The 13,887-nt window shown below is 41.9% G+C and carries 11 protein-coding genes; 4 read left to right on the plus strand and 7 right to left on the minus strand.

Annotation, left to right across the window (positions count from 1 at the left end; genetic code table 11):
- Positions 1–14 precede the first annotated feature (14 nt).
- The 3 genes from GWK08_RS06500 (at position 15) to GWK08_RS06510 (ending at position 2,354) form a co-directional block, all read left to right on the plus strand.
- The gene (locus tag GWK08_RS06500; RefSeq protein ID WP_163606084.1) at positions 15–1,799 is read left to right on the plus strand and encodes a chloride channel protein; all 1,785 of its coding nucleotides are present in this window, start codon (positions 15–17) and stop codon (positions 1,797–1,799) included.
- A 16-nt stretch (positions 1,800–1,815) separates the two neighbouring features.
- Entirely contained in the window at positions 1,816–2,070 is a 255-nt protein-coding gene (locus tag GWK08_RS06505; protein WP_163606085.1) for a hypothetical protein, read from the plus strand.
- Positions 2,071–2,159: 89 nt separating this feature from the next.
- On the plus strand, positions 2,160–2,354 hold the full coding sequence (locus GWK08_RS06510; protein WP_163606086.1) for a cold-shock protein: 195 nt from the start codon (positions 2,160–2,162) through the stop codon (positions 2,352–2,354).
- Positions 2,355–2,416: 62 nt separating this feature from the next.
- On the opposite strand, the gene GWK08_RS06515 is transcribed toward GWK08_RS06510, so the two are convergent.
- The 4 genes from GWK08_RS06515 to GWK08_RS06530 all read right to left on the minus strand — a co-directional run bounded on the left by GWK08_RS06515 (position 2,417) and on the right by GWK08_RS06530 (position 5,954).
- Entirely contained in the window at positions 2,417–2,866 is a 450-nt protein-coding gene (locus GWK08_RS06515; RefSeq protein WP_163606087.1) for a nucleoside deaminase, read from the minus strand.
- Positions 2,867–2,896: 30 nt separating this feature from the next.
- Positions 2,897–4,519: a LytTR family transcriptional regulator DNA-binding domain-containing protein gene (locus GWK08_RS06520; protein ID WP_163606088.1), complete on the minus strand. Its 1,623-nt coding sequence runs from the start codon at positions 4,517–4,519 to the stop codon at positions 2,897–2,899.
- 157 nt (positions 4,520–4,676) lie between these two features.
- Positions 4,677–5,387 (minus strand): PDZ domain-containing protein, encoded by a 711-nt coding sequence (locus GWK08_RS06525; RefSeq protein WP_163606089.1) that lies wholly within the window; start codon positions 5,385–5,387, stop codon positions 4,677–4,679.
- A gap of 96 nt (positions 5,388–5,483) precedes the next feature.
- Positions 5,484–5,954 carry a hypothetical protein gene (locus tag GWK08_RS06530; protein ID WP_163606090.1) on the minus strand — a complete coding sequence of 157 codons (471 nt, stop codon included), beginning with the start codon at positions 5,952–5,954 and terminating at the stop codon, positions 5,484–5,486.
- Between the two features lie 208 nt (positions 5,955–6,162).
- On the opposite strand from GWK08_RS06530, the gene GWK08_RS06535 reads away from it, so the two are divergent.
- Positions 6,163–7,935, plus strand: a complete 1,773-nt coding sequence (locus GWK08_RS06535) for a 1-deoxy-D-xylulose-5-phosphate synthase (protein ID WP_163606091.1) — start codon at positions 6,163–6,165, stop codon at positions 7,933–7,935.
- 52 nt (positions 7,936–7,987) lie between these two features.
- Here GWK08_RS06535 and GWK08_RS06540 read toward each other — a convergent pair whose 3' ends face one another.
- The 3 genes from GWK08_RS06540 to GWK08_RS06550 all read right to left on the minus strand — a co-directional run bounded on the left by GWK08_RS06540 (position 7,988) and on the right by GWK08_RS06550 (position 13,841).
- Entirely contained in the window at positions 7,988–8,680 is a 693-nt protein-coding gene (locus GWK08_RS06540) for a hypothetical protein (RefSeq protein ID WP_163606092.1), read from the minus strand.
- Complete coding sequence (locus tag GWK08_RS06545; RefSeq protein WP_163606093.1) at positions 8,680–12,333, minus strand: thrombospondin type 3 repeat-containing protein; 3,654 nt, start codon at positions 12,331–12,333, stop codon at positions 8,680–8,682. The genes GWK08_RS06540 and GWK08_RS06545 overlap by 1 nt, the downstream gene beginning before the upstream one ends.
- A gap of 173 nt (positions 12,334–12,506) precedes the next feature.
- On the minus strand, positions 12,507–13,841 hold the full coding sequence (locus GWK08_RS06550; RefSeq protein WP_163606308.1) for a deoxyguanosinetriphosphate triphosphohydrolase: 1,335 nt from the start codon (positions 13,839–13,841) through the stop codon (positions 12,507–12,509).
- Between the last annotated feature and the right edge of the window lie 46 nt (positions 13,842–13,887).

A 13,887-nucleotide genomic window follows, 5' to 3' on the forward strand; every position in this document is an offset into this window, starting at 1 on the left:
TAATCGCTTTAAGTATGCCCAATACAAAAAGATCCAGGCTCACAAGATTTCTTATCTGGAGATACAAACACATCTCTACCAAGAACTTTATCTATATTCTGAGTATTGTAGTGGGTCTGCTAGCGGGTCTGGTTTCGGTAACCCTTAAGAATATTACATTTGCCATTCAGTCCTTCCTGGACATGGGACTTATCTTTTCGGAGAATCAACTCTATTTTATTCTCCCGCTTATCGGACTACTATGCGTTTATTTTATAGCACGCTTTATCACCAAAAAAAATGTAGAACACGCTATTCCAAGTATATTGTATTCCCTGTCCAAAAAGGCGGGAATACTTTCAACCAAAAAAATATATTCTCCTTTAATTACGGCGCCTATTACCGTAGGTTTCGGAGGATCCGTAGGTTTGCTGGGGCCGGCAGTTGCATCGGGTTCGGCAATCAGTTCCAATCTGAGCCGTTTATTTCATCTCGACAGTAAAACCAGGATACTGCTTATAGGCTGTGCCTCGGCCGCAGCCATATCCTCTATTTTTAAATCGCCCATAGCCGCTATTATTTTTGCGGTAGAGGTATTCAGTCTGGATCTGACCTTTGCTTCTCTGATCCCGCTTTTACTCGCATCGGTATCGGCTGTTATTACTTCTTACTTCTTTTTGGGGGATGAAGTTCTTTTTAATTTCAGCGTAAGTGAGAAGTTCGAGATAAGGGATACTCTATTCTATCTCCTGCTCGGAGTGGGTACGGCTTTTGCCTCCATTTACTTTACAAAGATGTATTTTTATATCACCCGTCTTTTCGATCGCCTGAAACGCCCTTTGTATAAATTGCTGATCGGAGGTCTTTCTATAGGCGGGATGCTTTATTTTATTCCGCCCCTGTACGGAGAAGGTTTTGGTTTTATCAATAATTTACTGGAAGGGAATCATATGGGCGCTCTCGGAACCACTCCTTTTGATGATATGATAAGTAATATCTGGGTGGTGATTGCGCTGCTTGCGGGGATTACTATTTTTAAGGCCATTGCCATGACCGCTACCTTTGCCGCAGGAGGTTCGGGAGGGATCTTTATCCCCACCCTGGTTATGGGGAGTGCATTGGGAAATGTAGTGGCCAAGATCATTAACAATATAGGTTTCGGTTTCCAGGTTTCGGAAACCAATTTTACACTGATAGGTATGGCAGGGCTCATTGCCGGGGTATTGCATGCCCCTCTGACCGCCATCTTCCTGATTGCCGAGATTACCGGTGGCTATGAGTTGTTTATCCCGCTTATGCTGACCAGTGCCATTTCTTTCCTGATCACCAAGAACACTTTAGATTATACTATTTATACCCGTAAACTGGCAGAGGCAGGAGAACTGATCACGCACGACAAGGATGAGACCGTACTTACCCTTATGAAACTGGACGGGGTTATTGAAAACAATTTTGTTCAGGTAAGCCCGGAGATGACCCTGGGTGAAATGCTTCACCAGGGAGTCGCCAAATCTTCCAGAAACCTTTTCCCCGTGGTAAACAGGAATAATGAGCTGGAAGGGATCATTTTGCTGGATGATATCAGGGGGATCATGTTTAAGGTAGAACTGTATGAGACCACCCGGGTTGAAGACCTTATGCATGGCGCTCCCGAGTATATTATCTATGAAGAAGACAATATGAAACGCGTCATGAAAAAGTTTCAGGACAGCGGCGCGTGGAATTTACCCGTAATCAAAAGAGGGAAATATGCCGGTTTTGTCTCAAAATCCAAATTATTGACGGCTTATAGAAGAAAGCTTATTAATTTTACCAGATAATTGAAATTGACAAAATTTGAAACGAATCATCCAAATCCTCTTTATTCTGATCCTGATCGCTCTCGGGGCAGGATTCTATATTAAAAGCACCGGAGATCACCTCACCGGTGACCGGATAGTTGGTCTTGCCATTATTGCAACTGCTTTTATACTAATGCCGATCTTTATTTATCATCAGTCAAAGGGAAAAAAAATGAAAGATTACATGTTGACTAAAGAGAATATTGACAAAATGAAGGAAAAAAAGGGGAAAAAACCTGAAAATCAATAATTTTTGCAACAAAAAACAATTAATTAACCTTTGGCATTTATTTAAAACTTACCTTTACCGCATTATATTAATTATTTATTTTTTTATTAATGACAGGTACAGTTAAATTTTTTAATGAATCAAAAGGTTACGGATTCATTACTAATGACGAAACAGGCAAAGACATTTTTGTTCACGTAACAGGACTAAACGGTGTTGAGCTTAAAGATGGTGACAAAGTAGAATACGTTGAAGAAGAAGGAAGAAAAGGTATGGTTGCTGCTTCAGTGCAGGTAATCAACTAAGTGATATTATTTTATTTTGATTGATTAAAAGCGTAACGGATGTTGCGCTTTTTTTTATGCCTTTAGTTCAGGTTCCTTTTTTCAATAAAAAAACGTTTTAAGAGCGTAGCGGCCTCTTTTTCCATTATTCCGTTAATCACTTCGGTCTTCGGATGCAACTTGGTACCCATTACCTCATATCCTCTCTGATGATCTTTAGCTGCATAGACAATTTTTGATATCTGACTCCAGTAAAGGGCTCCGGCACACATCTGGCAGGGCTCCAGGGTAACATACAGGGTGCAGTCTTTAAGATATTTTCCTCCCAGAAAATTGGCCGCAGAAGTTATGGCCTGCATTTCTGCATGGGCGGTCACATCATTCAGCATCTCGGTTAAATTATGCGATCGGGCAATGATCCGGTTATCTATAACGATCACTGCTCCCACCGGGATCTCCCCTTTCTCATAAGCAACCTCCGCTTCCTGGATGGCCTTCTTCATAAAATAGCTGTCATCAAAAATATTCTCCATAAAAACGCATTAGCAAATCCTGCTTCAAATTTAGCGGAATTTGTCCTTATAGGAGCGAGAAAGTGGAATAATTATCTTGTTGATCAGTACAAGGGATTCTGCATTTATCTGCTTGATAAAATTTCTGTTTACGATATAAGAGCGGTGGCACCTGATAAAATTAGGAGGTAACTCCTCACTGATCTGGCTCAGTTTTCCGCGGACAAAGTGATTTTTACCGTCGCTGGTAAAGATATTCAGGTAATGATCATCCGATTTAATATGGATCAGATCCTCAATATAGATCTTGGTCTTGTCTTTAAGAAGGATATGGTCTTTAGTAACTATATTCTTCAGCTCTTCTATTTGCTGAACAGTCTCTTTTTGAAGGTTTTCAAGTCGATGCGTTTTCTTTCTGTTTTTCCGGAAGAGGTAAAACAACACAAAAGAAAGAAGCAGGAGGCCGATCAGAACAGGCAAGCCTTTTTGAAGGTATCCCTGAAGGGTGGTCTTTTCGGATTCGAGGTCATCTATTTTCTTCTCCTTCTCGGAAACTTCAAACTTCGTTTCAATTTCCTTAAACTCCTTTTGTTTTTTTATCGCATTAAGAGTGTCTTTTATCAAGCCAAGTCTTTTATGCCATACGAGGGCTGAGTCCGAACTTTCTATTTTCTCATAGTAAGCTGCAATTCTCTGTGCCGGCTGAATGGCATAATCGTATTCTTTTTTCCTTTCTGCTTCAAAAAAAGAAGATTCCAATAATGCCAGGCCTTCCTTTTCTCTTTTGTTTTTGAGATAGGCATTCCCCAATATCATTTCAGCTCCCTGCCTTAAGCGCACATCTCCAAGACTTCCGGCAATTTCATAACCTTTTTCAAAATATGAAATTGCCTGAAGGGTATCTCTTTTCACATTCCAATATATCTGACCCAGGTCGAGATAGGAATACCCCCTTATCTTCTTCATATCGGATTTCTGGCTTAAGGAAATGGTCTTTTTCAGGTATTCTTCAGCTCCCTTATAATCTCTCTGGAACATAGTACACCTTCCCAATATGGAAAGTATATTCGTCTGTTTTCCCAGGTCTTTCAGCTCCAGAGCAATTTCGTAGGCCTGTGCTGCATATTCACAGGATTTATCAAATGTCCTTCTGGACATATACAGATTGGTGATCCCGTTAAGTGCTTTAAATTTTTCGTTTGGGGTCGCAGCAATTTCCAGGGATTTTAAAAAGTAGTCGATGGAGGTCTCATCCTGGTTCTTAAAGGAATTAAAAATGGCATACTCCAGATATGCAGTGAAAAGGAGTTTTTTTGTATCCTTGCTTTCCGCATAGGCAATTACCTCTAAATACTTTGCTTTTGCATCTTCTACATTTCCGAAGCTCTCCTCATACCCTGCAAGTTCTATAAGTGCATAGTGTTTTTGTTCGGGAAGATCATTTTTAACCGAAAGCTCATATGCTGCCTGTGCATAATCATAAGCCTCTTTGTTGTGATAGGAGTTTAAAAGCTCGGCAATCTTTAATTGTAATTGTATCTTTTCAAGGTCGGTATTGCTGTTGCTTAATTCCCGTTTTAGTGAATCCACCTCTCCGGTCTGGCTTAAACAATTTAACGGTAAAAAGAAGAAAAGTACCCATTTGATGTAGTTGGTTCTGAAAAGTTTTCGCATTGGTTATTAATTAGCTATCAATAAAAATACTATTTTTTATCAGATCGGTTCAGATGCAGGTCAGCCCGGTAAACCTCAAAACCATTGGAAATTTCCCTTAGACCCGTTTTCAGATATTATTTACCGGGAACTGCCCTGAACGATCCGGATATCCGGTTTAAAAAGTAACCGTAATCTCTCTAAGCTCCCCTTTGCGGATCAGCGTAAGCTTGATGTCTTCTCCTTTCCCTACAGATTTAATAAACTGAACGGCCTCCGCAGTATTCTTCGGTTGTAATCCGTTAATTTTTATCAGAATATCTCCGGGGATAATATTAGCATCAAAAGCAAGGGACCCATCCAGCACATCCAGAATAAACGCTCCTTTGTTCCGCTCTATTTCGGTACGTTCCTCTATGGTCAGGTCGCGCAATAAGACACCCAGTCTTGGCGGAGAGTCTCCCGGGGGGAGGGAGCTCATCGTATTCTCAACCGGATTAGAATTCTGCTTGTTTACAGATAGCGGGGATTTTTGCAGAACGTAAAAATCGGGGAGGGTAAAATCATAGGCCAGTATTAGGGTAGCCCCTGCCTTTTTTGCAGCATTCACCGCCCTTTTTTTGTTTTTTGATTTTTTAAAAGACGGATGCCCCAGGTAACTCCCTATCACCACGTAGCCTTTATCCTTTAAGTCCTGCTGCTTCTGACTGAGTTCTGCAACATTGTTATAAAGTACGATCTGCGGGTCCTCTCCTTCTTTCAGAGCAATAAGGTTATCGTCTGTTTTCGGGTCCAGAACCGGAGAATAGGTCCAGAAATTCTGTGCTGTTATTTGAGTTACGCACCCTATCGCCAGGGTACAAAGAAAAACTCTTACTTTAAGATACATAAGATTGTTTTTAAGTTTAACTTTCCTAAAATGAGGTTCCGCTACCTTTAGCGGGTTGAGCGGAACCTCAGGCTGAAGAATTTAAAATCCTCTGGTTTAATTGATCTTCTGAATTTCGAAATGCCCCTCGGTCCTTACGGTAGGATTGTTGGATAAGGTCCCGAAATACTGGAAGGTCTGACGCTCCTGCAGGAGAGACTCCTCCCCGTCGAACTGTATCTCATATCGTTCATTTCCCAAACTCCCGTAATTGAGGATAAGGGTAGCGGCATCAAAAGTCCCACCGGTACTTTCATTGATAAACTGCCAGTCCTGGGTAGGAAGTTGTACCTCCCCGCTTCCGAGTACTGTTGTACTATTAACAAACTCATAAGTGGTTACCGAAGCTACATTCACACCCGAAGGCTGAAATATGACATTGGTATGGTGAAAGACAATCCTATAGCCAATAAGGTCTTCGGGTAAAACCGATTCCAGGGCTTCGTTGTCAAGGCTGTCGTCGGACAGGCAGGAAACAAAACAAACGGAGATCATTAAAAGGGCAAAAAATCTTAAATAAGTTTTCATAGTATATAGTTTTATTTGGTCCGGCTAAACTATCTGTTTATTAAGCCTTTATCCTAAAAAATGTCGTGAATGACAGAAAAAGTGTCGCGAATTACATTTGACTCTCCTGATCATTCTATCAAAATCAGCTTTTAACATATCTGTCAAGCTTTGTGATCTGTATATTTGAAAGCTTTTAAAAATCGTAGTTTTGTAATTTCATTTTCAGATGTCAGCACCTTTATTACCACATATCAATATTCCCGCAGATCTCCGTAAACTAAAGGCAGATCAGTTACCTCAACTTGCCAGGGAACTAAGGGAGTTTATTATCGATATTGTCTCGGTTAAGGAGGGGCATCTCGGCGCCAGTCTGGGCGTTGTGGAACTGACCATTGCTTTGCATTATGTTTTTAATACTCCCGAGGACCTTCTGGTGTGGGATGTAGGGCATCAGGCATACGGACACAAGATACTTACCGAACGAAAAGATATCTTTCACACTAACAGGCAACTCAACGGGATTAGCGGTTTCCCGAAACGTTCCGAAAGCGTATACGATACTTTTGGGGTAGGGCATTCCTCCACCTCTATTTCGGCTGCTTTGGGAATGGCCATCGCCTCCAACATAAAAGGAAATACTGAAAAGCATCATATAGCAGTTATAGGAGATGCCTCCATAGCCAGTGGAATGGCTTTTGAAGGGTTGAATCACGCCGGAGTAACCGACGCCAATCTGCTGATCATCCTTAATGATAATGCCATAGGGATAGATCCGAGTGTCGGAGCTTTAAAAGAATACCTGACCAACGTTAAAACGGATAAGCGTCTGGCCAAAAATAACATCATCAGAGCGCTTAATTTCGATTATTCAGGCCCTATTGACGGTCATGACCTTTCTGCCGTTATAAACGAATTAGAACGGCTTAAAAGCATTAAAGGGCCTAAGTTCCTGCATCTGGTTACCACCAAGGGAAAAGGTTTGAAGAAAGCTGAGGAGAATCAGGTAAAATATCACGCTCCCGGAAAATTTGACAAGCATACCGGAGAGCTTCTTCCCAAAAACAGTGAGAACCTCCCTCCCAAATACCAGGATGTGTTTGGGCATACCATTGTGGAGCTGGCAGAGCAGAATGAAAAGATCGTGGGTATTACCCCGGCTATGCCTACCGGAAGCTCCTTAAAGTTTATGATGGAAAAGATCCCGGACAGGGCTTTCGATGTGGGGATTGCGGAACAACATGCCGTAACGTTGGCTGCCGGAATGGCCAGTCAGGGACTGGTACCTTTCTGCAATGTGTATTCTACCTTTTTACAGAGAGCCTATGACCAGGTAATCCATGATGTGGCCCTTCAGAAACTGCCTGTTATTTTTTGCCTGGACCGTGCCGGCCTTGTAGGTGAGGACGGAGCTACCCATCACGGGGTTTTCGACCTGGCATACCTGAATTGTATTCCCAACCTTATTATCTGTGCTCCGAGAAATGAACCCGAGCTAAGGAATATTATGTTTACCGCACAACAAGGATTATCGCATCCTATTGCCATCAGATATCCCAGGGGAAGAGGGATCACCCTAGACTGGAAAAAACCCATGGAAAAAGTTGAGATCGGAAAAGGGTATCAGCTTAAAGAAGGGACGGAGATTGCAGTTATCAGTATAGGGAGCGTCGCAAAAAACGTTTCGGAAGCTCTGGAAAGCTTCGCTGCTGCTGATAAAGTTGCGCATTTCGATATGCGTTTTCTAAAACCTATAGACACGGAGTTACTTCATGATATTTTTAGCCGATTCGGTAAAATAATAACCGTAGAAGACGGCAGTGTAAAAGGCGGACTCGGAAGTGCAGTGCTGGAATTTGCCGCTACTCATAAATACAGTGCACAAATTGAGATCATGGGGGTTCCCGATATGTTTATTGAGCAGGGAAGTGTATCCCAGTTGCATACGATTGCCGGAATAGATGCGGAAAGTATTCAAAAAAAATTGCAGCTACTGACCTGACGATCGAGTAACTGCAATTTTCATCGAAATATATATGATTAAAAATCTGGTATTAATTTACTGTGAACTCCCATATCTGGCCTATACTTTTGGCCCCTGAATCATCTGTGGTATCGATTCTCCAGTAATAGGTCATTCCTGATGTTACCGTAACATCAAAAGTCTCGGCAGTAATACCTGTCTGGAATGATGGCGGATCTACTTCTGTTCCGAAAAACAACTCATAAGTTAAAGTGTCTTCAGTATCCGTATCTCCTCCCATCCACGTCAGGGAAACTGTACCGGCATCCACACTACCTTCATCGGCCGGACTTACCAATGCCGCTGTAAAAGGAGCGTAATTTGCCACACCATCACCTTCTGTATAGAAAGCCTGAGTAGGAGTTGGTGTACTTGAAGCACCTTCGCTATCCAAAGTAGTAACACTCCAGTAAAAAGCCACTGCTCTTTCCAGGGTAATGGTCACCTGACTTTGATTAACCGATCTTCTTTCCTCTATCTGAGTCAGGTTTCTGTCGCGCGCGATCACGATTTCATAGCGTACCGTCTGCCCTTCAGGATCTGTCGCATCAGACCAATCGAAAGTGATATTATTATCAATACACAAAAGGTCGGGAGACGGGAATATTAATTGTGCGGTTGTAGGCGGTTCGTTTGGTGGCGGTCCGTCACTTCCACCGCCACATGCAAAACTCACCAATCCTAAGACCATTAATACTATATGTTTCTTTATATTCTTTTTCATTACTTAACAATTTTTAATACTATCGGATTTTCAATATCTAGTCTCACAAAATAAATTCCTCCCGGAAGATTGCCGAACGGTACATTTAATCTGTTACCGCTAACATTCAATCGTTGCTGATATACCTGCTGACCGGAAATGTTAAATACCCTTACCGGAACTGTTTGCTGGCCACCAACAACAGATGGCATTGTAATGGTTAAATTATTTATTACAGGATTCGGGCTTGCCACCACAGAATCTACTCCTGCTCCATCTATAGAAAGTGAAACTACTCCCTCACACAGACGAGATGAACTTACTTCCAGTACTCCGGAACCTTGAAGGTCTACTTCAAAGGCACGCTCATTGGTTGTGAGGATCAATTCTCCGTTAAATCTTATATCAAATGGTCCTGTACCGGTATTTACACTTAATGAATAGGTTCCGAATGCTACGGATTGCTGACCGAAATCTATATCCAGCGGAGCCGCTTCATCTATATTCACTTCAAAACACTGCTCAAAAGTCTGTCCTTCCACACTAATACATACCACATAAGCTCCTACAGGTACATCCTGGAAACTTGTATTGGAAGTAAAGCTCTGATTTAAATTCAATCCGTTACCGGTTAATACAGCAGTATAATTAAATGAAGCTTCCTGTGCAGTTACATTGATCACTCCATTTTCCTCACCCGGGCAGGTTTCAGAGATAGTTTCTACTCTAAGGTTATCCGGTGCGGCAAAACTTGTATCACACACATCACCTATTCCGTTACCATTAGAATCTGCCTGATCGGCATTCGGGGTGTCGGGGCAGTTATCATCAACATCCGGCACTCCGTCACCATCACCATCCTGACAAGCGTCTCCAACACCGTCATTATCGGCATCGGCCTGATCAGGGTTGAAATTCATCGGACAGTTATCATCGATATCCAATACTCCGTCATTGTCTGTATCCTGACATGCATCTCCAATTCCGTTGTTATCAGCATCGGCCTGGTCTGCATTCGGCGTATTCGGACAGTTATCCACTCCGTTCAATACTCCATCTGAGTCGTTATCCCCATTCGGGTCCTGCGTAAATGATCCTGTAAATAATCCTCTACCATGAGTAGCTGCTAAAACCGCATTATCTGACGTTCTCAGATCAAGGTCTACAACCGCAACATTACGCATTCCGTTAAAGGACTGCTCCCAGGTTGGGCTTGCATTTGAAAAATTAGTAGTTCTCCAAACCCCGAATTGAGTCCCAACAATGGCTTCATTAGGGTTTAAAGGGTTCTGAAGGATACTGAATACAGGAATATTCGGCAGGTTTCCTTCTTTAGGTAACCAGGTTTCTCCGTTATCTTCCGAATACCATACGCTTTGCACTCCATAGTTGGAAGCAGTAGCAAAAATTGTAATATTATTAGCTCCGAATTCTATATCCGAGATAGAACCAACAAAATCTGGTCCGGAAATATCGGTCCACTCAGGAGATTCTCCATCAGCATTTTCTATACTGAATAAAGTTCCGTCTTCTGTTCCTACCAATAACCTGGTGGCATCGGTAACAAAAGGTGATACTTTAAAAGAAGAGATGGTTTTCCCTGCTATATCCACATCTGTTAAGAATTCCTCTTCAATACTTCCTGCTCCATTTTTAATATTGGAATATCGTCCGATACGTGTCGACGCATTATTAGAAGCATTGATATACAGGATATCCAGATTACCATCTAGTTCGGCCTCATTTATAAAGTTTCCTTCCTGAGGTGTTCTGACAATGGTATAATTTGTAGATTCTATCTGCCCGAAAACACCGATCGGCGCTCCACGAGGAGTAGAAAAGGCATTGGTAACAATAGGTAATTCAAAATATCTGTAATTGATAAACTGAGTAGAGCCTATATAATATTCTCCTTCAGGATCGAACTGGGCAAAGGCCCCGTCTCCGGTAGTAATATCGAAAAACGGATCCGCACCACCTGTAGGTGTGAAGTTAAACGGTGTTCCGTTATCCTGTGTTCCCCCCGCAAGGTTATTAGCGCTTTCTTCATTAATACTTCCGAAGTAGAACTGAGTAACATTATAATTGTTATTTCTTACTCCGAAATTAGTGTTCGGTGCCTGACCACTGGTAGCAAGATCACCGTTATAATAGATACCTCCATCAGTTCCGAAAACCGCCTGATTGGAATTTCCGGGTCTGAAAACAATAGCATGCTGATCTGCGTGAACCAGGGAAACATCCAGGCTACCCTGGAAAAAGAGGTTCCATACAGAGATCTGTTGCCATGCCACTGAAGGTGTAACTTTATCTACCGTACCTCTGAACAGGTCAATACCTCCGATATAAAGAATACTATCATCATTCGGGTCTACCTCAATAGGAAGGTCATAAAAAGCCTGTCCTCTGGCGTAATCCGTACTTGGAATACCGTCATCAACATCAGCCGGTTCATTAAGCTGGGTGAAGCTGGCAAAGGCATCCGTAGTAAGGAATACATCTGCTTCACCATTTACATTTACTGCTGCATATAATACGTTGGCATCCTGTTGGGATACTTCAATCTCCGTTCTTCTTGCATTAGGAATGGTATTGATAAGCGTAAAGGTTGTTCCGTCTGAAGATCTGAAGATATCTCCTCCCGGATCACCTGTAACATCTCTGGTTGTAGCAAGCCAGATATTATTGTTTATATCGAGTTCCAGGTCATTCGGGTTAATAGAACCACCACTGCTTGAAGTTATTGTAATCAGACTCCATGTATCTCCGCCATCTGTAGATCTGTATAGTCCTCTTTCAAAAACACTTAAAAACGCCAATGGCGTTGAAGTTCCTCCGATAAGTCTGTCTGCAGAATTACTGGCTGCCGTCATGTAGAGTTCTGTTGAACCACCTACGTTTCTGGCGATAATATCATTAATATAGAAGATCCCTCCTACGAATATATTACTTCCCGAAGGAGTAAGCGTTCCGTTAGGTCCTCCGAAAACCATTTCCCAGTTAGCACCTCCGTCCGTAGAACGATATACTCCGTTTCCGATAACCGCTCCGTTAACATAGGATTCTCCGGAAGAAGCATAAAAAGTGTTAGTATCATTAGGATCGAAGATAATCTGACTCACCGCAATATTTTCCGGTACGCCATCTATCAAAGTCCAGCTGGAATCTTCATCTGTAATATCTTCGTTTACCCAGAGACCTCCACTTACACCCCCTGCAAACACTCTTTGGTTGTTTGCATCATTAGGGTCGAACATAATAGCTCTGGTTCTTCCTCCAAAGTTATTAGGACCTCTTTCTACCCAGGCATTTCCCGGACTGTCACCAGGCACTCCCTGTCTGACAAGTTTGGCTTCTTCAATAAGCTGGTGCTGGATTGCAAGTGCCCCTCTGTGGTCGGGGTATCCTAAGTTAGGATCTATGGTACGATCCCATAATTGTTCGAAGTAAGCGTTAGGTGGTAAGCCTTTGGCCTTACGATCTTTTTTACTTAAGTACCTGGAATCCTTATACGGACTGTTTTTCAGGAATTCTCTGTGTTTTTCACGAAGTTCGGCCGAACTCAATTCGACTTCAGTCTCCGAAAATGTTTCAACATTCTTCTCCGTAATAAAATATGCGAGGGCCAATCCACATATTATTACGGGAATAAGTAGAAGTAATTTTTTCTTCATCAATTCTCAATTAAAAGTTATGTTAGTTAAAGTCTATTTCTATATAATCCTTATATCGGCAAAAACCCTACCCCCAAAATTGTTAAAATTTTGTGAAAAAGGTTGTCTAAAGTATGTTTTATTAAGGAATAGTCAAAATTAATCAGGTTATTTAACTTTTAACTGATTTACCGTTAACAATTTATCTTCTTAATGAGCTGGGTAACCCTTCCATCAGTAAGGCTGGCAATAAAACAACAGATATTGAGAATTGTATGATAAGGCGATGTATCGGTCTGAAGGAATTTCTGAGGTATCAGGTGCAGTACCAGTTTGTCGTAATTGGTTTCCTGGCCGTTTAATCTTCGGAGCGCCCCCTGAACAAAAACATCCAGCAGCTTGGCAATAATAGCGTAACCGGAGATCTCTTTTTCCACCACTTCCTGCGATCTGTAGATCTTTTCCACACTCAGTTTTATAATATCGTTTATCTGAGCCGTATATTCCGATCGCTCCAATAGTGAAGTATTGAATTCCCCTTTAAGGATACTCTCTTCATTTTCCATAAAAACCCTGGTGGCTTCGCCTATTAAGGTACTTACGGAAAGAGCCCTCAGGTAACTCAGGCGATCTTCGGTAGTGGTAAGGGAATGGTATTTTTTAGTGTTGATCTTATCTTTTACCAGTTTGATAAGATATTCCAGGGCATAGGATTCATCGATCAGGCCGAGGTTGATGCCGTCTTCAAAATCGATGATCGTATAACAAATATCATCTGCGGCTTCTACGAGATAGGTAAGCGGATGCCTGCAATAAGAGATATCTTTTCCTTTTCTGGTCTGTATCAATCCGAGATCGGAAGCTATGTCGTTTACAAAGGCCTTTTCCGACTGGAAGAAGCCGAATTTCTTATCTGCAATATGTGAAGTTGGTTTTTTAGGAAGGGATTCTTTAGGGTATTTCATAAATGCTCCGAGCGTAGCATAACTCAATCTCAAACCTCCTTCTATTCCCTTCCTGCTTTCGGTAAGGATCTTCAGACCGTTAGCATTCCCTTCAAAATCCACAAGGTCCTGATATTCCTTCTCGCTCAGAATATCTTTAAAACGGCTTCCATTCCCGTTCTTAAAATACTCTCCGATAGCTTTTTCCCCGCTATGGCCAAAAGGCGGGTTACCTATGTCATGTGCCAGGGCTGCTGCGGCAACCACCGCGCCGAAATCATTAAAATGATAACCGTGTATTTCCTTTAAATAAGGATGCTTTTCCAGAACCTGTTTTCCTGCCAGTCTTCCGAGGCTACGGCCGACAACAGATACCTCCAGGCTATGCGTAAGCCGGGTATGGACAAAGTCTGTTTTGGAAAGGGGAATAACCTGGGTCTTATCCTGTAAACTTCGGAAAGCAGAAGAGAAAATAACACGATCATAATCTACTTCAAAACCCAATCGTGTTTCATCCTGTTCTTTTCTGAGACGTTTATGAGTATCTCCAAATCTTTTTAAGGACAAAAGCTGTTCCCAATGCATCATATCTTTCCAAAGTTATTTATGTTAAAAATGAAAAGGGAAGCTA

Origin of the sequence: Leptobacterium flavescens, assembly GCF_010671605.1 — a bacterium.
Taxonomy (GTDB): domain Bacteria; phylum Bacteroidota; class Bacteroidia; order Flavobacteriales; family Flavobacteriaceae; genus Leptobacterium; species Leptobacterium flavescens.